Raw genomic sequence first — 23116 nt, 5'->3', positions numbered from 1 at the left:
CCCCTAAACCTGCCATTCGTTAATTGGTTTCGCCGCAGTAGCGAGAACGGTTGCTGGAACCTTACTGATATTCGTCTTCGAAGCGACTTTATTTCAACGGGTTTGGCTGCGCAGGCACTCGACCGCTGCTTCAAGAAGCTTCTCATCGGGTTGCAATGTGCCCCACTCCTTCCAAAATTCTCGCGTAGCGCTGTCAGGCTTCACCTGCGGCCGATCCAACTTAATCCGCGTGGGAAGTAGGACCGCATCGCCGAGCAAAAGTGCTTCGCCCGTGTCGAGAAGCGGAAGCATTGCCGTCAAACCGACGAGAGAATCCGGCATCAAGCGCTTGATGACGTTCTGATCGCTGTCATTTGTAAGCCGCAGGGCAAGGAAGTTGTTGCACTGGGAGAGGATTGTTCGACTGACGTCGGATGGGCGTTGGCTTACCACAAGAAGAGAGAAGCCGTATTTTCGACCTTCCTTAGCAATGCGCTCAAACGACCACAGGGCCTGCCGTTGCACGGCGTCGGCATCATCCTTCACAGGAAGATAGAGATGCGCCTCATCGCACAGCAGTGTAATTGCTGTGCGTGACTCCGCGTTCATCCAGAATTGGACGTCGTAGAGCAGGCGGGCAAGCGTGCCGGTCACGACCGGCAGCACGTCGGCGGGAACCTCCGAGAAGTCGATGATCTTAATGCCGTTACCGGAGTCGGCCCGCAGCAGTTTCACGATCTGCTTCGCGAGCCACCCATAGTCGAGCGCTTCAGCAGGTGGCGAGAACATAAACCCATATCGGCGATCATCGAGCTTCGCTTCCAGGCGGGAGATGAAGCGCGTCAGCTTATCTTCCCAATCTCCCTTTATGGCGGCACCGTTTTTACCGATACCTTTAGCCGTATTGTCGGTCTCCAATCGGTCGACCAACTCCGACATGGCGTAGGGGATTGGAGAATCGACGGTGAAGGTCTCCTTGACAGTAGTCTTTTTCGCCATGTCCAGCGTTGCGCCTTTCAGTTCGCGGACATGGAGGGTGAAGCGTGAGGCCTGATTGGGCGCGTTTTGATCGCTGCGATCCAAGATCATGGACAGCATCTCATCGCGGTTCAAGAGCCAATACGGTAGAAAGAGAGTGTCGTCTTTCGGTGCAGCGAGGTCTCCAGGGCCGGCAATCCTGAGGCGCTGCGCGAATCCACCTTTAGTCTTATCAGCAAGGGGAGCGTACTCGCCATGCATATCAAATACGACGAGATTGGGGTATTTGAGCTTGGCTGCTCTCTCAAGAATGAGGGCGACTGCCCAGCTCTTACCAGAACCGGTGCTGCCGAGAATTGCAGCGTGACGCTGGAAGAAGCGATCACCACTTGCGATCGCTTCAGCGCTTCGATCGGCGACAAATGTGCCTAGCTTCAAGCGCTCCTCCTCAGAAACGTCGGCGCCCAAGATCCCCATGAAGCGCTGTAGGTTGCCGCCCTCGATGACAAAGCAATCGCGGTCGATCTGGGGGAAACTGTCCGCGCCGCGTTTGAAGGTGTCTACCTTGTCACCATCAATGGTTCGGTAGGTACCGATGACAAAGGCCTGCATGTGATCCGCAGGCGAAACGGTCAGCGCGCCGAATTCACCACCTTCTGGATCAGGGAGCTCTTCGCGAAGAGAGCGAGTGACCCGGTCGGTCATCCCGATAAGAAATTCCGCCTGTGTGGCGCCTTTAATAGCAATGAGTTGCCCGATCCCAACGCGCGTCAGCATTTCGGAATTGGTGACGTCTATAGCTACGCGACTGGTGTCAACACCGGCCACGCGCCCGATCTGATCATTCTCCGTAAACTCAAGTGCCGGACCAGTCATGCCGCTAGAACTCCCTTCACAAAACCATCGAGGTCCCAGTAGTCGATACCGGGATAGAAAACTTCCGCTCCATCGACGATGATGCGGGCACCGGCATTTCCACCGTTTTCGTGAAACTCCGCCGCAACTACGTTTTTGTTTTCGATCGCTATCTCTCGCGCCTTGGGGGAAAGCGCATAGGTCAAAATTACGGTCTTCACGCCCGATTTGATGCGTGGCGTGAGATGGGTTTCCAAATGATCATCATTGAACCCATAGCCTATAATGAGAAAACGGTGGGCCTTGTCGATGGCGTCGTTCCCTTTTTCTCGGTGCTTGTCGAATGGACTCTCGTAGCCGCTGCGGAACTTGTTCAGTCCGGGCGTGATGATTAACCGCGGCAACGGCAGTGTGCCTGCATAGCGGACCGGATTACCCTCCCGATGGTACCAGTCCAGGCTGCCGTGAGGCTTGAAAACATTGGCCTTTGAGGCAAACTTGTATCGCACGTTCTTGCCGACGAGCTTCACGTGGCGGCAGAAGCTCCAGTAGCTATCCTCCGGATCGAGTCGAGCAGCGAAATGGCCGGAAAACATAGTATCGACGCCCAGTCCGGCTTCCTCGCAGGCTAGCTCGGCAAGACGATCATAGTTCGTCGTTACGATTGGAATGCCGGTACCTGGTTTCAACAAGTGCGGGATAAGCTTGGTGAGCCGAAGTGTCCGCGTATTGTTGAATACTTCCGCGATGATGTTTGCCTCGGAGGCAGCGATGAAGTCTCCGGTGCTCTGTACGATGGCAGCCTCAAGGGACGGAGTAGGCGCGTGTTTCAGCAGCGCCGCTTCCAGACCATTGGTTTCGATGAGTGGATGGATCTCTTCCCAGAGTTTCGTGTCTTCCAAGGACAGGCTGGCTGGTATGTGTGTCACCAGATGATGCCCGAGCGCGCCCATGCCAGGAACGCCCTCGGCACAGGACAGCCCTGAGCCGACTATCAGAACCAAGCCATCGCCAAGGTGTTCCTGAAGCTGCTTCTTTAACGCACTTAGTTCCACGAATCCCCACTGACGTCACAGCGCCATCCCCGATTGCAAATTACATTGCGCCATTGAAGGGAAGCAAGCGCGCCTTCCACAATATTTCAATGTGCTGAATTGTTCTACGCCGTGCATTATTCCGGAAATGGAATTGGCTGCCCAACTCCATTTGTTTGACCTCACGCTGAATGATCTTCTTGCTTTGGCAAAAGAACCGCTGTGCAATACTCGTAACAGGCACTTGTGGCTCAGGGCTGCCGGTTGCCCGATGCAGACATTCGAGGCAAGCTTTTGAGGTTGGAAAGATCGGCTATAGCTGAGCTACCTGTGAGCAAGTTGTCCGAAGCCAACGAGTTTCTCATGCAGTGGAGATTTGCTAATCGGTGAACAGAGCAGGGGGAGGGAAAATGGACTTCAAGGATCTTTTTACGCATCAGCAAAAGATACTCGAACTGGAGCTAGAAGTAGCGCGCACTCGTTTTGAACATCTCGGTTTACGAGGTAATGCACTCGAGATCGCCTCCCGCGACTTCTTCGAAAAGCACCTACCCCGATCCGTAAACGTGGGTACGGGCGAAGTGATCGCTTCGGAAAGCGACAACGACAGCGCTGGGGCCCGATCGGGCCAGATGGATTTGGTGTTTTCGAATCAGTCGCAACCGTTCCCGACGGCACGAGATATTCCGACACTTTTTTTCATCGAAGGGGTACTAGCCGCTGGCGAAGTGAAAACCAGTTTGTCGCGCTCCGTCATGCCGGACGAATTGAGGAAAGCTCGGAAGTTTCGTGCATTACGTGCAAAGAACATGTCTCGGCTAGTGCAGGTCACTAGCCCAGACGTCTGGGCTTCCTACTATGTTTTCTATCGCCCGTACTTCATAATAGCAACCGAGACGAAGTCGCCCTGGCAATCGATCCTATTGGAGTTGATGGAGTATATCGACAGTGAAAGGGTCCTCCCTCTCGACGGCATATTCCTTCTGGACCAGAACGTCGCCTTGATCTTGTCGCCTCACCAGGAAGCACCGTTCACACAAGCAATCGGTCTACCTTTCCTTCATAAGGTGGGTGCTCTGGACGTAAGTGGCTTCATTATGCCCTACAGCACCGATACTCCTCTTGCCTTCCTCATGGCTTGGTTGTCTCTGTTCAGAACCAGTTTCTTTGAGGATCAACAACCGATCGGCTTATATCTGCAAAACATGGTCAACTCGTCTTTGAAGGAAATGACACTGTTCGAAACTCAAACGCCTGTGGAGGAACTAATGCGCGCGATGGAGGAAAAAGGTCTGTGGCGTTTCAACCTTGACACGCTCAGAGAGAAATATCCTAAACGGTAGCCATAACACTCGGAGACCGACTTGGGATTGAGTTAGTAATCCCCTCGAGGATCGTTGTTTTTCGTACGTTAGCAAATTAAAGCGGCCAGCCGCGTTTAGGCCCCGCCCGTGCCCTAGGCAGAACGGAAAGGATGGCAGGTTTTGGGTGGGGATGGCAGCGCGCCGAATGGCTGACATGAAGTCGCAACCGGCCGATCGGCAACAGGCTTTATTGCTGTCATCCATGCGGATCTGGCGAACACCGATAGCAGCCTTTCTACTTTGGCTGTTGCCGAAACCGAGAAGGGTGGATGACGCCCTGTCTATTCGCTTTCGGTTGCATTACCGAAGACGTCCTGCCTGCAGCACAAGAATGGAGGCAGGCAACTGTGGCATCTGGACCCTGACTATGACCCCGGCAAAATGCATAAGCGTCACCTCCAACATTGCGGCGCTTTAGCATGCGGCGATCAGGTTTTCTTCAGGGGCACCGAATACCGATCGATGAACATCTTAGGAGTGAAGGCATGGGTCTTTAAGAGAGCACCTGATCATCTCAGCACTCGGCAGTACGCCCGACTGGTCGATGAGTGGGTGATGGCGATCGGGCTTCGTCGGGAGGATTACGGTACGCATTCCCTGCGGCGAACGAAGGCTGCCATGATCTACAAGGCCACCGGCAATCTTCGAGCGATACAGATCCTGCTTGGCCATACCAAGATCGAGAACACAGTAAGGTATCTCGGCGTCGATATTGAGGACGCACTAGAACTGGCGGAGCGGACTGAAATTTGAATGCGGACGGCCCTGCGTATCGTGGGGCCGCTCCTTTCCCCTGACAGCACTCTTAAGGATTCAATCTGCTTTGCGCCTTCATTTCGGACGTCGCAATGGCTTTCGAGTTTGCCGAAAGCTGCCGTTCGCCTGGTGCCCTTTTATTCAACGACGGAGGTTTTTTCCGTGCGCTGAACTTCCTAGCTGATCTCTTCGGCTAACAGCGCCAGCTCGATCCTAGCTACTGCGTCATCCCACGACTCGGCCTTTTTTGCAGGCGGGATGTACGGCGCCAGTATTTCAAAACGCTTATGAAGCTGCCTGCGTGATAATTTATCGCGTCTCAACCGAAACCCGAGTGCGGCTTGCTCATACGTTTGATAGCCATTCCGAATGCACGAACCCAACTTTGTCAGCGCAGGGCTAAGTGAGAGTTCCGTGCCGTTGGAGGCCGCCAGACGCTGCCTCAATAGCGCAGGAACACCGAATAGGTAGCCCAGTTCCGGAATCACGCGCAGGACGAACTTCCGCGCGCCGATACAAGTTTTCAGTTTGTCAGCGGGTGTTCCGAGTGCCTCTTCAAGATCGGTCAAAGGCTTCCCGCGCACCCACAGCTTTGTTAACTCTTTGAGATACGGGACCGCAAAGACGCATCGCTCCTCGCTGGTGTCTAGCGATGTGACGTCCTTTCCAAACAGATCGTCGATAGTCTCGGGGCGAAACACTTGATCGAACAACTTTCCATTGGCGGCAATCCAGTGGAAGAACCATTTTCGCCAATCGGTCACCGTCTCGCTTTCGGGAGCGCCGACCAAGTCCTTTGAGAGCTGCTTCATAACGGGAAGCGCAATACCTAACGTGGAGGCGACCTGGTGGCCGACTAGGTCCTCATCGGTCTCCGGCTCCTCTTTTTTCTGGAAGTCGGTGGCCGCTTTCAGGCGGCTCTTTACCCAATCCGCATCGCCTCGCTTTTTCGCACGAAAGCCCGATAGGGACTTCTTCACGGCGCCGTCGAGACTTACCGATGCCAACCGAGCGATGACGTAGCGGTCGATATCGTTCCGGTCGCCTGCCGCCGCATGAACCCGATCGAGAATCGCGGTCAAAGGATCGTCTATCTCAAGGCATTGGTCTGATTGGCCAAAGACCTTCTGCAGCTTGGTCCAATGCGCACCGATCTTCGCGTCCTCCATGTCGATGCCGACAACTTTGCCAGGAATGACCAAAACGATCCCATTGGCATTCTGACCTGCTCGGCCAGCTCTTCCCGCTGCGTTGAGCAACTCCTGAGCCTGGAGAACTTCGCGACGATCCTTGGCTTCGTCGAAGCGGCTATCCTCAGCGATGACCACAAGTTCGCTCGGAAAATTCATTCCTTGTGAGACAGTTGAGGTCGCCGCCATCACGGTTGCACCGTCGGCGCGCTGATAAAGAGATTCGCAGAGCTGTCTCTCCTCTGGCAACAGCAGACCATGATGGACGACGCATGGCGAGGATAGCTCTCCCTTCCTCACGTCGAGGTACAGATGGTCTGTGCCACCCATCTCCAATTTGCTTATCGCGAGCCACTCTCGTTCCTCGTCAATAAGTTTGATGCTCACTTCTCCCAGCTCGTCAATGACCTTATTCTTCGCGCTTACCGCGTTCTGGATTGTCTGAAAGAACACCAAGGTTTTTACGCCTGCATCTGCAGCGGCGGATGCAATGGCCGCAGAGACCACGCCGGAGTTTGGAGTCAGCCTCCACCACTTATTGGCGGACAGCTCCACGGCATCTTCCAGCAATCCGAGCAACGCGTAGTCCTCGGTATTACGGGTCGCCCATGTCTGTTGAAGACCAAACAGGCCCATCGGGACACTCTGGAGCCTTGCCTTGTCACCCGTGGAAGGTGCTTTGGTCTTGCGCGCACGCGCCGCTTTCGCCAACCCGCGAGCGAGATTGTCCACGTCGGCTTGGGGATAGACGACACTACCGCGCAACTGCCGCGTTGGTTTCCACGGCAGCGCAAGCGGAAGACATGGCCGCTCTGTCAGACCCTCGATCCAGCCAGCGATCTCATCTGTGTTCTTCATCATAGCTGACAGAAGCAGGAAACTAGCCCCAGGTACCAGACCAGCGAAGTTGAGCACACACAGCATCGCGTCGAGCGCGCGTCTTCCGCGGCCTTCCTCGGGATGAAGCAAATGGCATTCGTCGAAAATGAGCAGCCCCACATCCTCGAAGACTGTAGGTTCAATACTCATCTGCGCGAGACACGATTCCGGCGTCATTACAAAAATTTCCGGCAACTCATCTTCGTCACTGAGGAAACCTACCTCGTCGAACCGCTCCTTCTCGACCTTGGTTCTCTTAAAAGTCTTGCGCAGACCAATGGTCGTCTGCCCGACCAACGCATTTGTCGGGGCGAGGAAGACAACTTTTTTGTCGCTTAGGAGCGTTGCGTAAATCTTGAGTTCCGCAAGAGTTGATTTGCCCGCTCCGGTGGGGAAGCTAACAGCGGCGGAATTTTGAGGATCCAGGTAACCCTTCGCTACTGCCTCACGGTGATTGCGCCAGAGGTAAGGACGCCTGCGCGCGATGCGACGCATAGCGTTAAGCCACTTTACGCCGTCGATGCCTGATGGTGGCTCAACGCCTGTAACAGCGCTGCTCGAAAGATCGCCCGTGACTGCGAGCAGGAGCGACGCCAAGTGATGGGGACCGGCGAAAGATCCGATTTCCTCACCGAGCCACCCCTTGTCCTCGCGGCTCGCTGCCGAGCTCAAGTTCAAGATCGACTTGAATATCCTGTTGGCCTGCGCACTCTCAATGTCCTCGCCTCTTCGAAGCAACTGGTTCGCAAGTGCTCGAACACCCAGCAGTGTCTTGTAATAAAGCGCCAGCGCAGCGACCTCGGCTGCGCTGGCACCCGTCACGAGATCCTTTGGTGGCAACGTTGCCGAGGTGATAGCGACAAGCTCGCCGCGCGCTAGGGATCGCAATGCTTCGACGAGAGAACGTTCGACACCGGGCATACCCTCCACGTTTAATCGATCAGCGAGTTCACTGGCATCGGCCGTGGCTTCAGCAACCAGGAAGAGTAGCATCGCTGCGATATCGGAGGAGATACCGTTGGCATCCACGTAAGTCGCGGTTACTTGGTCTTCTGCACCGATCCTGCGCGCGTTGAAACAAAGCTGGTGCGCCGAGCCTGCAACGAATGCAGCGGCAGCCCTGTCGTCACGGTTAGGAGATACTGCCACCAACACTTCGTTGGTGATCGCGAGCCGCCGCATCTCAGAAATGAGAGAAACGACCTCCTGATCGTCTTCTAAAGTCCCCGACCGCAAACGGAACCTGGCTGCTGCGATCTGAGCGAAGGCTTTTGACAGCTCCTCAGGAAGGCGCTCACGGTCGAGTCCTTCCAGAGAAGGAGTTGAACGAATCAACTCCGCGGTGTCGGCATCATACATTTGCTGCCACCATGGTCTTCGCCCTTTCGATGGCATTGTCGGCCAGTGCTGCCATCCAAGCTCGCATATTATCCAGGTGAAGCACCTCGCCGCGACGGCGCACTACCTCACCGCCCACGACGGCGCTATAGCCATCGAAAAGTTCTTTCTGGCCCTCGGCGTCGATGTGATTATCATCGATGGTGATGGCGATGCGGTAGTGACGCGCGTTCTTCCAAACGACTGTCTCCACCGCCTCATCAACGTCGATACCCTTCGCCGTCTCGAGAAGCCGCGTGATCTCGGCAGCAAGCTCGTTATCCCGTTCGCCGCTCTGCATCCCCTTGAACTCTTTCCAGATGCGATCGCGGACCATCTTTCGGGCGTTGTCTGTGGCTTTCTCTTCGCAGATAACAACTGAACTTATCTGATGGGTCTTTGGATCGACTCTGACGTGAATGCCATCAAAGCCCTTATGCGCATGGATCATGTGCGGCGGTGCGATGAGATCTTCAGGGTCCTGAAGATTTGCTGCGATCCACGAGATGACTTGGAACATCCATCCATCCCGATGCCAGGGTTTCTTGGGGTCGTTTGCGATGAGCAATTTAAGTGCTCCCGACAACTCCGTCTCCTTGGGGTCCGGTGCCGCAAAGCCCGTCTCTTTGAGAACGCGCCGTACATACCGACTTTGGCCGAGAGCAACCCTTGCGATTAACTCGGCAAGGTCGTCGTCCTTCGCAATAGTCCAGCTACTACCGGCCCAATCGTCTTTGTTGCTAATGGCGCTGAACGTAATAGGCATCGTGTCCCCCACTTCGGTTGTAGGTTGTGACATGCCATTCTTCAACCGATTTGGCGCTATTTCCACACTGAGATTTTTTGGTCATTCGAACGGCAGCTTTCTATGGCTCGACATTAAGAAGCTGCCGTTCCGCTAGCGGCCCCAACTCTGTCGTCGGGTGAAACTTGAACGAATTGTAACTTTCAGATGGCAGCGAAAGCACGCCGAACGGCCGCAATGGGGGCGGAAGCAGTCGTAGATGGTCGCCCGCGCCCATGGCTTCTATTACATCGCTAGCCTCCCGAAGCGGACAGTCCACGCCCGGCCCAAATCGGTTGTTCTGTTGAAGGCGGAAATGGATTCAATTCTCACCATTTTCGCTCCGACGGTCGTATTCAGGCTGGAATTTACAAGAGCCGTGGCCGCCTATTCATAGGCTTCCCAGCGCGTTGATTGTGAAAGCCAGAACGCCCATGTTGAAAATGAATGCCGCCACGCATTGGAACAGGACGACTTTACGCATGTGCCAACCAGTTACCGTGATATCCGAAGTCTGGAACGTCATACCCAGCGTGAAGCTGAAATAAAATAGGTCCCAGTATCCAGGGCTCGGAGTATTGGGCACCTCCAGTCCACCGAGATCTTTTCCCTGTTCCTGGGAGTAGAAGAGGTGGATGTAGTGCATTGCAAAGACCGTATTTGCAAAGAGCCATGACAATATCAGCGTCAGAACAATCAGAGCGACATCCGTCCATTCCGGTGTCGTGGGTCTGGCGACCAGCGTTCCGATTGCTATGAGAACGACAAGGCAAAGCAGCAACGTGATCGCGAGCAGTCCTGCGCGGTTTGCATCGTTACGCTTTGCCGCAGCCCGAATTTCTTCAGGGCTGTCGTCAAGCAGTGGAAACGTGCTCACGATGAAAACGCATGTCGCCACATCGAACCCGACAAGGAGAGCGATATTCCACTCGGCATGCAACGCTGTAGCAACGATGACCGAAAGCACAAGGGCCGCAGCAAAGACCAGAAAGCGTATCGGAGCTATTCTGTTGCCGATCGTCATTTGGTATCCCCGATTCAACCGAACAAAGTTTCGTGGTCTGTTTGTTTCTTTCATGAGGGGCGGCAATCAACTTTGAGGCTTACGCGGCGGACCACCGCGGGAGATGGCAACCTTTGCGGGACGTAAGGGACGAGCGCCGATGGCGTAGCCCGGTTCGGCCACCATCGTGACCGTGCCGTGCGGGACACTTGGATCTTCCGCCTCGAACATTGCTTCGTGAAAACTCGGATCGAATGCTTTACCCTCAGGGTCGAGCTTGGTGACACCATGCTTTTCCAGCGAGCGCAACAATTCCTTCCCGGTCAGTTCGACGCCTTCAATCAGCGTCTTTACCGGCCCTTCATCGTGGCGCAGTTTCTCCGGAATGCTGGTAATCGCACGATCGAGATTGTCTGCTACCCTCGTCATGTCGCGGGCGAACTGGGTGACGGCATATTGCTTTGCATCGCTTATATCGCGCTCTGCCCGGCGGCGCACATTTTCCGTCTCTGCCAACGCACGAAGCAGGCGATCCTGAAGACGCTTGATCTCCTCTTCAAGGATCAGGACTTTTTCTGACGGGGCGACTTCAGGTGCGGGCTGACGATCGTCGGACACTTCTTTTTGCGCAGTGTTGTCGCCTTCAACGGGGTGAATGGACGTGCCCTTGTCCTTTATCTGCTTTTCATGAGGGTGGGTTTTGTCGTTGCTCATCTGAGTATCCTGTCGTGGTTTTTCGTTTGAGCCGCCCCGGCGACACCGCGAATGCAGAGCGTGGGGAAAGGGTCAGTTGATCGTGCCGAGCTGGTAGGCGAGGCCGATCAATGCCACGCCCTGGAACATGAGATCGATCGCCAGCAACAGACCGAGCAGCCACGTGCTATTGAATGGCCATCCGATCAGGAACATCAGTCCCGCCAGAATCGTCAGTGTGCCCGATGCGACGACCCATCCCCATCCCTTTTCCGGTTTGGCCCTCAACCCCAGGATCAGGCGAACCATGCCCGATGTCATGATCAAAAGAGCGACGACCAGAGTGAGGGCAACCGAGCTGAATGCAGGATTGGTGAAGGCGGCTATCCCGGCTGCGGTATAAAGCAGGCCACTGGCGAGCCACAGGAGAAAACCACCCCAGTTCCTGACGCTGAACGCGTGAAAGAATTGCAGTGCGCCTGCCGAGGACATCAAAGCGCCAACATAAAAAACGGCCGCGATCGTTGCATAGAAAAGGTGGCCGGCCGCGATCGCGCCCAGCGCAATGAACAAAATACCGAGGAGCAAAAACCACCCCCATTTCTTTCGCAAGACGATAGAGTTTTCCGCACAAGTGGGAAACTTGGTTATGGTTGTCATCTCCGCCTCCTTCGTCAGGTCGTCAGGTCGGGTATCGGCGAGCCAGCGGTTGAACCTGCCAGCGCGAACCGCAACTGGCTGGAAATATCCACGCAATGACTGTGCCAGTTGAATAATTTAATGAAAGCAAAGCCTTGATGGTGGGGCCTCTGCCCTTGCGAAGACATATTGTCGGTTGTAGCCGGACAATATGTCGGCCGCATCGAGAAATGGCGGCCGCATCGGATACCCGGCGCGCCAGTCTTTTCACCGCAGCTTCAGGTTACTTCACGGGTAGCCTGTAGTTGCCAAATCTCTTCAAACGGGCGTTTTCGAACTCGGCGAGCGTCTGCGGTTTGACGAACAGAGCCACGACCTCTGGATGAGCAGCGCGAACCTTCTTTTCGATCGAGGCCACGCAGGCTTCTATTTGTTCCGTGAACAGTGTCGGATCGAAGTCGATACTGAGAGCAACCATCGCCTGATCGGGGGCGAGTTGCGCCGTCAGGGCGCTGTTTGCATGAATTACTCCGGGCTCTTTCTGGGCTATCCGACAGATTGCCTCGACGAGGGCCGGCGTCGCCCGCTCCCCGATCAGAAGGCTTTTGCTCTCGATCGCAAGCAGGACAGCGGTAATCGCAAGGACAAAACCGATAAGGATGGAAGCGGCTCCATCGAGCACCGGCATGTCGAGTGTTTCGGCTGCGGCGATACCGATTGCGGCAATGATGATGCCGATCAGCGCGGCGGTATCCTCGAACAGCACCATGAATGCTGGCGGATCCTTGCTTTGGCGGAATGCCGCCCAGAATCCGAGATTGCCACGCGCCTTAGCGAAAGCCCGCCAGCCAACCATCCAGGACGCGCTTTCGAAAACAAATGAGAGTGCCAAAACGATGTAGCTGATCCGGGCATGTTCGACCGGGTGAGGGTCGATCGCATGGTGAATGCCCTGGTAGATTGAAACGCCGGCTCCAAGAGCAAACAGCATCAGAGCGACGATGAAGCTCCAGAAGTAGAGCTCGCGGCCAAATCCAAATGGATGGACGAGATCCGGTCGCCGAACCGCGCGGCGGTAGCCGTAAAGAATGAGAGCCTCGTTTCCGCAATCGACAACCGAATGCACGGCTTCACTGAACATCGCCGCGCTGCCGGTAATGGCCGCGGCAAACAGCTTTGTTATTGCGACCGCGATGTTGCCGGCCAGTGCAGCGTAAACTGCAACTCTTGAGGAGTGCCGGCCCTGAATTCGCGGATCGGAAATGGATGCGGACACGAAACGAACTCCTATGTTCGATCGAAGAGAGGACAGGCTCTCCGGCAGTTGTCCGGGGCGTCCCGTCGGTCTAGGTGCGGTCCGATTGCTTAGGCCTGTTTTCGTTCACCACTCTCATCAGATTGAAGAATCCCGCGATAAAGCCGACGCATAGGCATGTGATCAGGCCCCATGGCGAGGTGGAGAAGGCGTAGTCAATCAGCCATCCCAGTACTGCCCCCGCCACGATTGCTCCAACGGAGGCTGATGAGAGGCGCAGACCGTATGCCATGGCCGATGCGCTCGTGGCCGATGCCACAAGGGCGTCGGCCTCCAAGGCATGTTCGGCATGATGGTGCCTCGCTGCGTCTATATCGTGGTCGAGCCGGCGCCTTTGCTCTTCCAATGAGGGGCTACCCCCGGTCGCTTTTGCGGTAGTCTCGCGCAGAGATGGTTCATCGTGCATGTCTTGAACTCTTCCTGTCATCTGTGATCATGCGGAAAAATCCGCATTAATCCCATGTTAATCCATGTCGCGAAACGCATGGCCTGCGGCAGCCACACCCTCGAGTACGCTGGGTGGCAACAAATCCTGCGCTGAAGTTCCGTCGAAAATCCATTCCTTGGGATCAGCAAAGTCGGGAAGGCTGGCTCCGGAACGGACGTAGAGACCAATGGCCGGCTTTTTCTCGTTAATGTAGAGATCATATTCTTGCATGGGAACCTCCTCGTTGATCCTGGCGATGTGCTGCGGGCAGTCACCTTCACCGTCACCCAACTCCAAAGTGCAACAGGCGTGCCAACTGGATAATATTCAATCGAAACAGAGGCATGGCGTTTTCCGTTTTCTGGCACATCGACAATATGTCGGACCGCCGGAGGACATATTGTCCGTATCGCAGATCGGCGCCAGGACCGGGTTCCCTCTGCGCCCGGTATGCCCGGCGAACCTTGCTTCATATCCGGTGCATGATCGCGCCGATTGAAAGGCGGCTTGCGAGCGTCGTTCTAGCGTGCGCACTCGCCGCCCTTCACTGCCGACTGTTATCATCCGCCCTTCGACCTCGGACATTTTGTCTGAAACGATCGAGACATCCTGTCCGATTTTGATGCGAAATTGACTGTATGTCATTGATATTTATAGGCGTTGGAAACTGGCACGCGTGTTGCTGAGATATTCGGGCAGTACCAACTGGCTGGCGGCATGGCCGTATGTGCACAGGCGTAGACAACGCAAATCGGTATCCCGTTCTGCGACATCGACCTGGGGGTGAGTTGGCGACAAAGCGGGATGACCTTCGGACGCATGGCCGTGCGAGGGGGAACATCAAAACCGGAAGCAAACAGAGGAGTCATACGGTGAGTAAAGTTATCGGAATAGATCTGGGTACGACCAACTCCTGCGTTGCCGTGATGGACGGCAAGAACACGAAAATCATCGAAAATTCCGAGGGGGCGCGAACGACGCCCTCGATCGTCGCGTTCACAGCCGACGGCGAACGCTTGGTGGGTCAGCCGGCTCGCCGGCAGGCCGTGACGAACCCCACGAATACGATTTTCGCCGTCAAGCGTCTGATCGGCCGCCGTTACGACGATCCGACGGTAGAAAAGGACAAGGGCCTCGTTCCTTACGCGATCGTCAAGGCGGGTAACGGCGATGCCTGGGTCGAGGCGGAAGGCAAGACCTATTCGCCATCGCAGATTTCAGCCTTCATTCTTCAGAAGATGAAGGAAACGGCAGAGGCCAATCTCGGCGAGAAGATCACACAGGCGGTCATTACCGTGCCCGCCTATTTCAACGACGCGCAACGTCAGGCAACCAAGGATGCAGGCAAGATCGCCGGTCTGGAAGTGCTGCGCATTATCAACGAGCCGACGGCCGCAGCGCTGGCCTACGGACTCGACAAGAAGAAGCAGTCGAAGATCGCGGTCTACGATCTTGGCGGTGGTACGTTCGACGTCTCCATCCTTGATATTGGCGATGGCGTGTTCGAGGTGAAGTCGACAAATGGCGATACCTTCCTCGGTGGCGAGGATTTCGACATGCGCCTCGTCGAATACATCTCGTCCGAATTCAAGAAGGATCAGGGTATCGACCTGAAGACCGACAAGCTTGCCCTGCAGCGCCTCAAGGAGGCGGCGGAAAAAGCGAAGATCGAGCTCTCTACGACGACGCAGACCGAGGTCAATCTTCCCTTCATCACCGCAGACGCCACCGGGCCGAAGCACCTGCAGGTGAAGATTACACGCGCCAAGTTCGAGTCCCTTGTCGAGGATCTCGTCCAGCGAACCATCGAGCCCTGCCTTAGCGCCTTGAAGGATGCAGGACTGACCGCAAAGGATGTCAGTGAAGTAGTCCTTGTCGGTGGCATGACCAGAATGCCAAAAATCCAGGAAGTGGTCGAAAAGATTTTCGGCAAGGAACCTCATAAAGGCGTCAATCCCGACGAAGTGGTCGCAATCGGCGCTGCGATCCAGGCGGGCGTATTGCAGGGAGACGTCAAGGACGTCCTGCTTCTCGACGTGACGCCTCTGTCTCTCGGACTGGAAACGCTCGGAGGTGTCTTCACCCGCCTCATCGAACGCAATACCACCGTGCCGGCGAAGAAGAGCCAGACCTTCTCCACCGCCGAAGACAATCAGAATGCGGTAACGATCCGTGTCTTCCAGGGGGAGCGTGAACTGGCGGCCGACAACAAACTGCTCGGTCAGTTCGATCTGATGGGCATCCCGCCGGCGCCGCGCGGCACCCCTCAGATCGAAGTTACATTCGACATCGACGCAAACGGCATCGTCAACGTCTCGGCCAAGGACAAGGGAACGGGCAAGGAACAGCGTATCCAGATTCAGGCGTCGGGCGGTCTTTCGGAAGCGGACATTGACCGGATGGTGAAGGATGCTGAAGCCCATGCCGAGGAAGACAAGAAACGAAGAGCCACCATTGAGGCCAAGAATGCTGGCGACGCGCTCGTTCACGAGACCGAAAAGGCGTTGGCCGAACACGGTGCAAAGCTTGGAGATGCCGACCGCAAGTCGATTGAGGACGCCTTGTCCGATCTGCGCGAAGCGTTGACTGGCAATGACGGCGAGGCGATCACGACGAAGGCCAATGCGCTTCAGCAGGTGAGCATGAAGCTGGCGGAAGCTGCCTATGCGCAATCGCAGCAGGCGGGTTCGAGTTCACAATCTGCAGGGAGCGAGAACGTCGTTGATGCGGATTACACCGAGATCGACGACGAACAGAAGAAGGCCAATTAACAGGAGCCGTGCGGGGCGGCGCAAGCTTCTCCGCACCTTCTCTGGTGTTGCCAGGTTCGCAACGCTTGATCATGACTTGTTCAGTTTCGTGGACAGGAGTTTAAATGCTCCGAAAGGTTTTTGATCGGGAATGGCCCAACTCAAATTTTTAACCGGAGCAAGATGTGAAAAACCCATATGAGGTGCTCGGTGTCAGCCAATCCGCGTCTGCGGCGGACGTTCAGTCCGCATATCGTAAGCTTGCGAAAAAGCTGCATCCCGACCTGAACCCCGGCGACAAAGCCGCGGAAGAGAAGTTTAAGGAGGTTGCGGGAGCTTACGACCTACTCAGCGATGCAGAAAAGCGGAAACGCTTTGATGCCGGAGAGATCGACGAGAGTGGAGCAGACGTCCGCAAAATTCATATTACCGGGACTACGCGCATTCGGATGGCGGCCATCCCTATATGGATATGTCCGGTTTTGCCGACTTCATGGATGGCGACGATGCATTCGCCGAATTGCTCAGGCGCGGGCAGCGCAGTCGTACCAACCGGCGCGGCGAGGATCTGCACTATACCCTGGCGATCTCCTTCGTTGAATCGATCACCGGTGCCAGCAAACGCTTGACATTGCCGGGCGGTGGCACGTTGGACGTCGCCATTCCGGCCGGTCTTGTCGACGGCAAGACCCTTCGCCTCAAGGGCAAGGGCGCGCCGGGGGCAGGTAACGGCGGTCCCGGTGATGCCCTCATCCAGATTGAAGTCCTGGCTGATCCCCGGTTCCAGAGAGACGGCGACGACATTTCCGTCGAGTTGCCGATTTCTCTGACCGAAGCCGTACTGGGTGGAAAAATCCGTGTGCCAACTCCGACCGGCGACGTATCCATGGCGATACCGAAGGGTTCGAATACGGGTACGAAGCTGCGCCTGCGTGGCAAGGGTGCACCAAAACGCGGGGGCGGGCATGGAGACGAGTTCGTCAAGCTAAAGGTTGTCCTGCCCAAGCATGGAGATCTGGAGCTTGAGACTTTCGTGTCGAATTGGGCCGCTGGAAAAGACTTCAACCCACGCGAGGACAGGTCATGATTATCACAAAGAAGGAGCTCGTCATTCGCTCGGGTGTGCAGGTGCAGACCTTGGAATTATGGATCGAGCAGGAATGGGTCAAGCCGGAACAAACATCCTCGGGACCTGGCTTTTCGGATGCGGACATCGCGCGGGTCCATCTCATCCGCGATCTTACGGAAAACGTAGGGGCAAATGACGCAGGTGTCGATGTTATTTTGCACCTGCTCGATCAGTTACACGGCATGCGGCGGGCTTTCGAACACCTGCAATTGCATTTGAAAAAAGATGCTGAAGACGACCGGCGCCCTTCTTAGGGCGAAAGGCATCGGGAAGTCCGGCAGTGCCGAAATGTTCGATACAAGTGTCTTTAAGGGGTGGCAATGCCGGAATCTGAACTCAATGATACACCAGACCGTATGAAAGACCCGGAGTTTGGACCGTGGCTTGCCCAGGCTTCGATCCTCGTCGTCGATGACGAACCTGGCATGAGAAACTTCCTGATGAAGACCCTCGGTCCTCGCTGCAAGCTGATCGAGGAGGCGGAAAATACGGCCGAAGCATCCCGTAAGATCGATGTGACACATTATGATGTCGTCATCCTCGACAATATCATGCCCGATAAAAATGGTCTCGACTGGTTGGCGGAGCAGCGGGCAACCGGTTTTTTTGCTGATGTGATCCTGATGACCGCCTATGCGGATCTGGACACCGCGATAAGCGCCGTCCGTGTCGGTGTTGTTGATTTCGTTCTGAAACCTTTTCGATCGAACCAGTTGTTGAACTCGATCGCACGCTGCCTGGACCGCAGCCGGCTGCAGCGTGAAAACGACGTCCTGCGACATCAATTGAACTTTCCTGCCCACCAGGTCTATCTTCGCAACAATTTCGTCGGAAAGTCTCCCGCAACCGAAAAGGTGCGCTCGATGATTTCCCGCGTTGCCCCGATCTCGACATCGGTGCTGCTGACGGGACCATCAGGGACCGGCAAGGAGGTCGCGGCCCGCTCGCTACATTCACTTTCCGGGCGGGCCGACAAGCTGTTCGTGCCGATCAACTGCGGCGCTATCCCTGCGGACATGATCGAGAGCGAGCTGTTCGGCCATTTGAAGGGAGCCTTTACTGGAGCGAACAGAACCCGCGAGGGATTGTTTTTACATGCCCAGGGTGGCACGGTCTTTCTCGACGAGATCGCAGATCTGCCCTATCAGTTGCAAAGCAAGCTGTTGCGCGTGCTCGAGGATCGGCGCGTAAGGCCCGTCGGTTCCGAGAGAGAAATTCCCTTCGATGCCAGATTCATCTTTGCAACCAATGCCGACCTGGAGAAGCGCGTTGCAGAAGGTGGGTTTCGCGCCGACCTCTATTTCCGTATCAACGTCGTTCAGATCCAGTTGCCGCCGCTCAAGGACCGCGGTAACGACGTCCTGGAACTGGCCGCGCTGTTCATGCGCGAGGTGGTCCAGCAAGTTGGCATGCCGGCGGTCGAGATCGATGACCGCATCCGTTCCTATCTCCTGCGATATGACTGGCCAGGCAACATACGAGAGCTTAGAAACTTCATCGAAAGGGCCGTGATCCTGGGGGCTTTTCCTGATGAGGCCGAGAGATCTCCCCTGACACATGAAGATGCGGGAGGGCTGAGCCTGGCGGAAATCGAAAAACGTCACATTCTTTCCGTGCTGCGTGAGGTGGGCGGCGACCGTGAGGAGGCTGCTCGACGGCTAGGGATTTCCCGGAAGACGATCGACCGGAAATGTGTAAGCTGGAATGGATGAGGTTCAACACAACATCCCGAAGAAAAAGGCGTCGGTCCGCTATCGACTTCTGGCCACCGCGCTCGTACCGATGCTCGTTATCCTGCCCATTCTACTGGGTATCGCGATTTATCGTTGGAATGAGCGGTTTGACGCACTCGCGATTTCGAAAGTCAACGACGACTTGACCATCGCCCATTTTTACGTGGACAGGATGCTGGCTGCGACGGAGGAAAGACTTTCCGCCGTCAGTCAGTCCGCCCGGTTTCGCGATCTTACGGCGAGTGGCTCCACGTCGAATGCAGACCTCAATCTCTTCCTGAAGGAAGTCGCCGGTGATCGCGGCCTGGATTTTCTTTATCTAATCGACAGCTCGGGCAATGTTCTTGCAAGCAGTCGGCCGCTTGCGACTGTTTCACCCCGTTGGGACTGGCCTGTTGTTAAGGCAGCACTCGATGGCAAACGCTCTGCCGGTTTCGACGTGTTCGACCAGACAGAGCTTTCCGCGCTTACACCGGACATTGCCGAGCGGGCTCGGATCTCTCTCATGTCCTCAAGCTCGGACGCGATGCCCAGCGGGCAGGAAGAGACCCGTGGTCTCGTTCTCCACGCCGCTACGATGGCAACCCGTGGAAGCGGCGAGCGCGGAGCATTGGTTGGCGGGGTGCTACTGAACAACAACACCTCATTTATCGATGCCATTAACCAACTGATCTACGTCGAAGCCAGCCTGCCATCCGAAAGCCGTGGAACCGCGACAGTATTTCTGTCCGACGTCAGGATTGCTACCAATGTGGATCTATTCGACGGGCGGCGCGCGATAGGCACGCGTGTATCGAAAGATGTGGGGGAAGCGGTCCTCAAATACGGGCATACATGGAAGGAGCAGGCTTTCGTCGTCAATGACTGGTACATTTCGGCCTATCAGCCATTGCTGGACACCAACAACCGCCGCGTCGGCATGCTCTATGTCGGTTTCCTTCAAAAGCCCTTTACGGATGCCAAGCGCGAGGCCGTGATGGCAATCGTGATTGCCTTTGCGATTTCAGTTGCAGCCACAGTGCCCCTTTTCCTTGTTTGGGCAAGTAATATCTTCCGGCCCCTTGAAAGGATGACCCGGACGATCGGTCGGGTAGAGATGGGGGATCTCTCGGCACGAACGGGGCTCCCTGAAATGACCGACGAAATTGGCCAGGTTGCGTCGGAACTGGACCATCTGCTCGACCAGGTTCAGGAGCGGGATGCAGAGCTGAGGTTATGGAATACTGAGCTTAATCAGCGTGTCGAGGAGCGCGCCAGAGAATTGCAAACGGCGAATGAACAGCTTGAGACAACGACCAAGCAGTTGATTATGTCAGAAAAGCTCGCGGCGATCGGTGAGATTACGGCTGGCGTCGCCCATGAGATCAACAATCCCATAGCCGTGATACAGGGCAACCTCGAAGTCATCCAAGGCATGATTGGATCCGATGCCGATAAAGCCAGAGACGAGTTCAAGCTGATAGACCAGCAACTTATGCGTATCAGCGAGATGGTCACCAATCTGCTCAGGTTTTCGAAGCCGCAGGAGTATGCCGGTGTCCTTGAACGCTATCTGCCTTCTGATGTTGTCAATGACACCCTGCCGCTTGTTCATCATCTCCTGAAGAAAACCACGATCATGGTTGAACGTGACGACCGCGCATCGAGGCTCATCGCGATGCGCCGTACAGAATTGCAACAGGTATTGATTAATCTGATTGTCAACGCGATCCACGCCATGCCGCAAGGAGGCGAATTGCATATCGAGACGCTTGATTCCGAAATTGAAGCAACGCCGGGCGTCGAAATTAAGGTCTCTGACACCGGAATTGGCATTGAACCCGAGGTAGCGAAGAAAATATTCGATGCCTTCTTTACGACGAAACGCCGCGAGGGCACAGGCCTTGGCCTTTCGATCTGTCAGATGCTGGTGACAAGGCAGGGCGGTACGATATCGGTGCGAACGGCGCCAGGCCAGGGGACAACGTTTACGGTCTGGCTCCCTGAAGCCATATGACCGGCCGTACCCGGCCGACGACCACTGTGCGGATGTGGGTTAGATCTGTTACGACCGGAGAGGGGCTATTCGCACCTACTCAGGCGAATACCGCCTCGATGTCCCCAGCAAGAAGACGTTGGGGAACCTGGGTGAGATGCCAGACATCACCCACTCGGTCGAAGACCCAGATCATATCGTAACGATCATCCGGCCAGTCGGGAACCTGCTCGCTTGGAGGAACCAGAATCCGCGCCATTGGCGGGATGTTTTTGTGTTCCCATGCAATCAGCACAGTGCCATCGCAAGAGATGACCGCGTTGACAAGTTTGTCGAGCTCGTCTTTGCGAAATGAGCTGTCGATCCCTCCGGAAATCTGGAGATAGGCTGCGAGAGGCTCGATCGTCTGATATGGTCGTTTGCTGTGTTCGTCTTCTTCATGACCGGCACGGGCGGCGAACAGGTGGTCCGGGCGCATCAGCGGTGCTTGCGGGTCGGCAGTGCGTGGTGCGAAGAGTTGCACCAGTGCGCCGGCCCGCTGCCAGCCCCGTGGCGTCAATGATTTCGGGTCCGGCTGCCCGCTCGGGTCGACGCCTCCGGTTCCGTGGCCATCCGGTTTCTCCGCGTGACGCACGACGAGAATTTTGGTTGTTGCCATGCTGCTTATCCCGTTCATTGCCTCTTGCGAGGCCGTCCAGTGAATGTTGCTTCCGGATGATGCGTTCCGTGTTGACCGGCCCAGTTGGGCCGATCAACACGCCACTGGTGTCAGTTGTATTCTTCCATTGCCGCCCTCCAGACGCTTTCACTTCGGCCTAAGGCAGATAAGCGAAAAAGCCCGTGGGGGCGCCGCCGAAAGCGGAAAAACCGCCCGGACCGGTTGTGGCCAGGGCAAAAAATCCTCCTGCCATGGTCCCGTTTTTCAGAAGCTCGGTCATATTCCCCCTGTGTGCGTCATAGCCTGTCGCGAGGCACCAGAGGCCCAGCAACACGCCGGCAGTATGCACCGGATAGCCTATGACGACGGCAACACCGCCGACAAGTTCACACACTGCAATCAGATAGGCGAAAAACGACGCGTCGGGTAATCCGAGCGCCCGGAGCCCTGGCACCAGTTTGGCTTCATCACCGCGGAGCTTCAGTACACCCCACACGATGAACGGAACGCCCAGAAACAATCGAGCAATGAGAAGACCTACATCATACATCAAGCTTCACCACGCTGGTTGTTCACAGAGGGACCGGTCGGCCCGAGGGCTCTTCTTCCAGGGTCACGGCGATGTCTGCATTCGCGGAAAGACGAACTTTGTCACCCTCGACACCGGCGACGAACCCGAGTTCGATATAGTGATGATGTCCCTTGTGATGTCCAAAATTGTCGCTTTTGCTCAGCTTGATACGGTTGCCTTCTACTTGGTCGACTGTGCCAACATGCACGCCGTCGGCGCCGATGACTTCCATGCCTTCTCTGATCTTGTCGCTCATTTCAGTTCTCCTTTGCTAAATACAGGTTAGATGCTTCAGTGTGCCCTGAATCTCCGGTATGCCGGAGCATATTCAGGACAATTCCTCCAAGTGTCGTGCGCCGCCACAGAAAGCCGAAGACTGTTTCCAGATGTTCATTTTCGGCAGGCCGACATTAATTCGTCACGGTGCCTTATCGAATAGAGCATCGACGTATTCCCAGTTCACCAGATGCTCCAGGAAGGCTTTGAGATAATCAGGCCGACGATTGCGGTAATCGATGTAATAGGAGTGCTCCCAGACATCGCAGCCGAGGATCGGCATGGCACCATGCACGAGCGGGCTCTCACCATTCGGCGTTTTGGTAACGGCGAGCTTCCCGTTTTCAACGGCAAGCCAGCACCAGCCGGATCCAAACTGGCCGACGCCCGCCGCCACAAAGTCTGCCGTCAATTTCTCGACCGAGCCGAAATCACTTATAATCTGCTTCTCCAGCCGCCCCGGAATCGGACCGCCGCCCTTTGGTGTCATCCACTTCCAGAAATAGGTGTGGTTGAGGTCCTGACTGGCATTGTTGAAAAGAGGCACGTTCTTACCGAACGATCCGGTCACCACCTCTTCGAGGCCGAGACCTTCCCACTCCGTCCCTTTGATCAGTGAATTAAGCGCATTCACATAGGCGGCGTGATGTTTGTCATGATGATATTCGAGTGTCTCCCTGGACATGTGCGGCGCCAGGGCATCATGGGGGTAGGGCAGGTCTGGAAGGGAAAATGCCATCGAAATCTCCTG

At 55.8% G+C, this 23116-nt stretch carries 19 protein-coding genes and 2 pseudogenes; 7 read left to right on the top strand and 14 right to left on the bottom strand.

All coding sequences use genetic code 11. The features are described from left to right. Window positions 1-93 precede the first annotated feature (93 nt). Together L901_RS13860 and L901_RS13855 are read right to left on the bottom strand one after the other, a co-directional pair. Window positions 94-1833 (bottom strand): ATP-binding protein, encoded by a 1740-nt coding sequence (locus L901_RS13860; RefSeq protein ID WP_059757640.1) that lies wholly within the window; start codon window positions 1831-1833, stop codon window positions 94-96. Beyond that, complete coding sequence (locus L901_RS13855; RefSeq protein ID WP_059757637.1) at window positions 1830-2867, bottom strand: SIR2 family protein; 1038 nt, start codon at window positions 2865-2867, stop codon at window positions 1830-1832. The genes L901_RS13860 and L901_RS13855 overlap by 4 nt, the downstream gene beginning before the upstream one ends. A gap of 389 nt (window positions 2868-3256) precedes the next feature. Here L901_RS13855 and L901_RS13850 point away from each other — a divergent pair, with 389 nt between their 5' ends. Together L901_RS13850 and L901_RS13845 are read left to right on the top strand one after the other, a co-directional pair. Next, window positions 3257-4189 (top strand): DUF6602 domain-containing protein, encoded by a 933-nt coding sequence (locus tag L901_RS13850; RefSeq protein ID WP_059757634.1) that lies wholly within the window; start codon window positions 3257-3259, stop codon window positions 4187-4189. Window positions 4190-4720: 531 nt separating this feature from the next. Beyond that, window positions 4721-4963: pseudogene (locus tag L901_RS13845) on the top strand (tyrosine-type recombinase/integrase); the annotation flags it as partial. 179 nt (window positions 4964-5142) lie between these two features. On the opposite strand, the gene L901_RS13840 reads toward L901_RS13845, so the two are convergent. The 8 genes from L901_RS13840 to L901_RS13805 all read right to left on the bottom strand — a co-directional run bounded on the left by L901_RS13840 (window position 5143) and on the right by L901_RS13805 (window position 13504). Next, the gene (locus L901_RS13840; RefSeq protein WP_059757631.1) at window positions 5143-8394 is read right to left on the bottom strand and encodes a DEAD/DEAH box helicase; all 3252 of its coding nucleotides are present in this window, start codon (window positions 8392-8394) and stop codon (window positions 5143-5145) included. Then, entirely contained in the window at window positions 8387-9178 is a 792-nt protein-coding gene (locus L901_RS13835; protein ID WP_156430053.1) for a hypothetical protein, read from the bottom strand. Before L901_RS13835 ends, L901_RS13840 begins: the two co-directional genes overlap by 8 nt. Window positions 9179-9587: 409 nt before the next feature. Further along, window positions 9588-10220, bottom strand: coding sequence for a DUF1345 domain-containing protein (locus L901_RS13830; protein ID WP_059757624.1), 633 nt, complete (start codon window positions 10218-10220; stop codon window positions 9588-9590). Between the two features lie 66 nt (window positions 10221-10286). After that, window positions 10287-10913 (bottom strand): nucleotide exchange factor GrpE, encoded by a 627-nt coding sequence (gene grpE / locus L901_RS13825; RefSeq protein WP_082710636.1) that lies wholly within the window; start codon window positions 10911-10913, stop codon window positions 10287-10289. A 72-nt stretch (window positions 10914-10985) separates the two neighbouring features. Beyond that, the gene (locus tag L901_RS13820; RefSeq protein ID WP_059757621.1) at window positions 10986-11552 is read right to left on the bottom strand and encodes an HdeD family acid-resistance protein; all 567 of its coding nucleotides are present in this window, start codon (window positions 11550-11552) and stop codon (window positions 10986-10988) included. 262 nt (window positions 11553-11814) lie between these two features. Then, window positions 11815-12780, bottom strand: coding sequence for a cation diffusion facilitator family transporter (locus tag L901_RS13815; protein WP_059757691.1), 966 nt, complete (start codon window positions 12778-12780; stop codon window positions 11815-11817). 97 nt (window positions 12781-12877) lie between these two features. Next, window positions 12878-13078, bottom strand: coding sequence for an AtpZ/AtpI family protein (locus L901_RS27715; RefSeq protein WP_245289648.1), 201 nt, complete (start codon window positions 13076-13078; stop codon window positions 12878-12880). 231 nt (window positions 13079-13309) lie between these two features. Continuing rightward, entirely contained in the window at window positions 13310-13504 is a 195-nt protein-coding gene (locus L901_RS13805) for a hypothetical protein (RefSeq protein ID WP_059757688.1), read from the bottom strand. 494 nt (window positions 13505-13998) lie between these two features. Between L901_RS13805 and dnaK the strand changes: the two genes are divergently transcribed. The 5 genes and pseudogenes from dnaK to L901_RS13780 all read left to right on the top strand — a co-directional run bounded on the left by dnaK (window position 13999) and on the right by L901_RS13780 (window position 20881). Continuing rightward, window positions 13999-16044, top strand: coding sequence for a molecular chaperone DnaK (gene dnaK, locus L901_RS13800; RefSeq protein ID WP_082710633.1), 2046 nt, complete (start codon window positions 13999-14001; stop codon window positions 16042-16044). A 164-nt stretch (window positions 16045-16208) separates the two neighbouring features. Further along, window positions 16209-17110, top strand: a pseudogene (locus tag L901_RS27710) (DnaJ C-terminal domain-containing protein). Next, the gene (locus L901_RS13790; protein WP_236776850.1) at window positions 17107-17406 is read left to right on the top strand and encodes a chaperone modulator CbpM; all 300 of its coding nucleotides are present in this window, start codon (window positions 17107-17109) and stop codon (window positions 17404-17406) included. The pseudogene L901_RS27710 and the gene L901_RS13790 overlap by 4 nt, the downstream one beginning before the upstream one ends. Before the next feature lie 66 nt (window positions 17407-17472). Then, the gene (locus L901_RS13785; RefSeq protein ID WP_059757614.1) at window positions 17473-18864 is read left to right on the top strand and encodes a sigma-54 dependent transcriptional regulator; all 1392 of its coding nucleotides are present in this window, start codon (window positions 17473-17475) and stop codon (window positions 18862-18864) included. Further along, window positions 18857-20881, top strand: a complete 2025-nt coding sequence (locus L901_RS13780; RefSeq protein WP_059757611.1) for a cache domain-containing protein — start codon at window positions 18857-18859, stop codon at window positions 20879-20881. The genes L901_RS13785 and L901_RS13780 overlap by 8 nt, the downstream gene beginning before the upstream one ends. A 79-nt stretch (window positions 20882-20960) precedes the next feature. Here L901_RS13780 and L901_RS13775 read toward each other — a convergent pair whose 3' ends face one another. From L901_RS13775 to L901_RS13760, 4 genes are all read right to left on the bottom strand, one after another. Then, window positions 20961-21518 (bottom strand): hypothetical protein, encoded by a 558-nt coding sequence (locus L901_RS13775; protein ID WP_059757607.1) that lies wholly within the window; start codon window positions 21516-21518, stop codon window positions 20961-20963. 157 nt (window positions 21519-21675) lie between these two features. Next, complete coding sequence (locus L901_RS13770; protein ID WP_059757604.1) at window positions 21676-22068, bottom strand: DoxX family protein; 393 nt, start codon at window positions 22066-22068, stop codon at window positions 21676-21678. A 22-nt stretch (window positions 22069-22090) separates the two neighbouring features. Continuing rightward, window positions 22091-22345: a DUF2171 domain-containing protein gene (locus L901_RS13765; RefSeq protein ID WP_059757602.1), complete on the bottom strand. Its 255-nt coding sequence runs from the start codon at window positions 22343-22345 to the stop codon at window positions 22091-22093. Between the two features lie 162 nt (window positions 22346-22507). Then, window positions 22508-23104: a superoxide dismutase gene (locus L901_RS13760; RefSeq protein ID WP_059757599.1), complete on the bottom strand. Its 597-nt coding sequence runs from the start codon at window positions 23102-23104 to the stop codon at window positions 22508-22510. Window positions 23105-23116 lie beyond the last annotated feature (12 nt).

The sequence above is a fragment of the Agrobacterium sp. D14 genome (assembly GCF_001526505.1).
Lineage (GTDB): Bacteria > Pseudomonadota > Alphaproteobacteria > Rhizobiales > Rhizobiaceae > Agrobacterium > Agrobacterium leguminum.
The sequence above is the reverse complement of the archived record's forward strand: the minus strand, read 5'-3'. Positions and strand labels throughout refer to the sequence as shown.

Excerpts from the sequence above, each read along its gene's own strand:
- L901_RS13760 (WP_059757599.1), bottom strand. The coding sequence starts at position 23,104 with ATGGCATTTTCCCTTCCAGACCTGCCCTACCCCCATGATGCCCTGGCG.
- dnaK (WP_082710633.1), top strand. The coding sequence starts at position 13,999 with ATGTGCACAGGCGTAGACAACGCAAATCGGTATCCCGTTCTGCGACAT.
- L901_RS13780 (WP_059757611.1), top strand. The coding sequence starts at position 18,857 with ATGGATGAGGTTCAACACAACATCCCGAAGAAAAAGGCGTCGGTCCGC.
- L901_RS13785 (WP_059757614.1), top strand. The coding sequence starts at position 17,473 with ATGCCGGAATCTGAACTCAATGATACACCAGACCGTATGAAAGACCCG.
- L901_RS13830 (WP_059757624.1), bottom strand. The coding sequence starts at position 10,220 with ATGACGATCGGCAACAGAATAGCTCCGATACGCTTTCTGGTCTTTGCT.
- L901_RS13835 (WP_156430053.1), bottom strand. The coding sequence starts at position 9,178 with ATGCCTATTACGTTCAGCGCCATTAGCAACAAAGACGATTGGGCCGGT.
- L901_RS13775 (WP_059757607.1), bottom strand. The coding sequence starts at position 21,518 with ATGGCAACAACCAAAATTCTCGTCGTGCGTCACGCGGAGAAACCGGAT.
- L901_RS13850 (WP_059757634.1), top strand. The coding sequence starts at position 3,257 with ATGGACTTCAAGGATCTTTTTACGCATCAGCAAAAGATACTCGAACTG.
- L901_RS13765 (WP_059757602.1), bottom strand. The coding sequence starts at position 22,345 with ATGAGCGACAAGATCAGAGAAGGCATGGAAGTCATCGGCGCCGACGGC.
- L901_RS13805 (WP_059757688.1), bottom strand. The coding sequence starts at position 13,504 with ATGCAAGAATATGATCTCTACATTAACGAGAAAAAGCCGGCCATTGGT.
- L901_RS13820 (WP_059757621.1), bottom strand. The coding sequence starts at position 11,552 with ATGACAACCATAACCAAGTTTCCCACTTGTGCGGAAAACTCTATCGTC.
- L901_RS13770 (WP_059757604.1), bottom strand. The coding sequence starts at position 22,068 with ATGTATGATGTAGGTCTTCTCATTGCTCGATTGTTTCTGGGCGTTCCG.
- L901_RS13790 (WP_236776850.1), top strand. The coding sequence starts at position 17,107 with ATGATTATCACAAAGAAGGAGCTCGTCATTCGCTCGGGTGTGCAGGTG.
- L901_RS13840 (WP_059757631.1), bottom strand. The coding sequence starts at position 8,394 with ATGTATGATGCCGACACCGCGGAGTTGATTCGTTCAACTCCTTCTCTG.
- L901_RS27715 (WP_245289648.1), bottom strand. The coding sequence starts at position 13,078 with ATGGCATACGGTCTGCGCCTCTCATCAGCCTCCGTTGGAGCAATCGTG.
- L901_RS13860 (WP_059757640.1), bottom strand. The coding sequence starts at position 1,833 with ATGACTGGTCCGGCACTTGAGTTTACGGAGAATGATCAGATCGGGCGC.
- grpE (WP_082710636.1), bottom strand. The coding sequence starts at position 10,913 with ATGAGCAACGACAAAACCCACCCTCATGAAAAGCAGATAAAGGACAAG.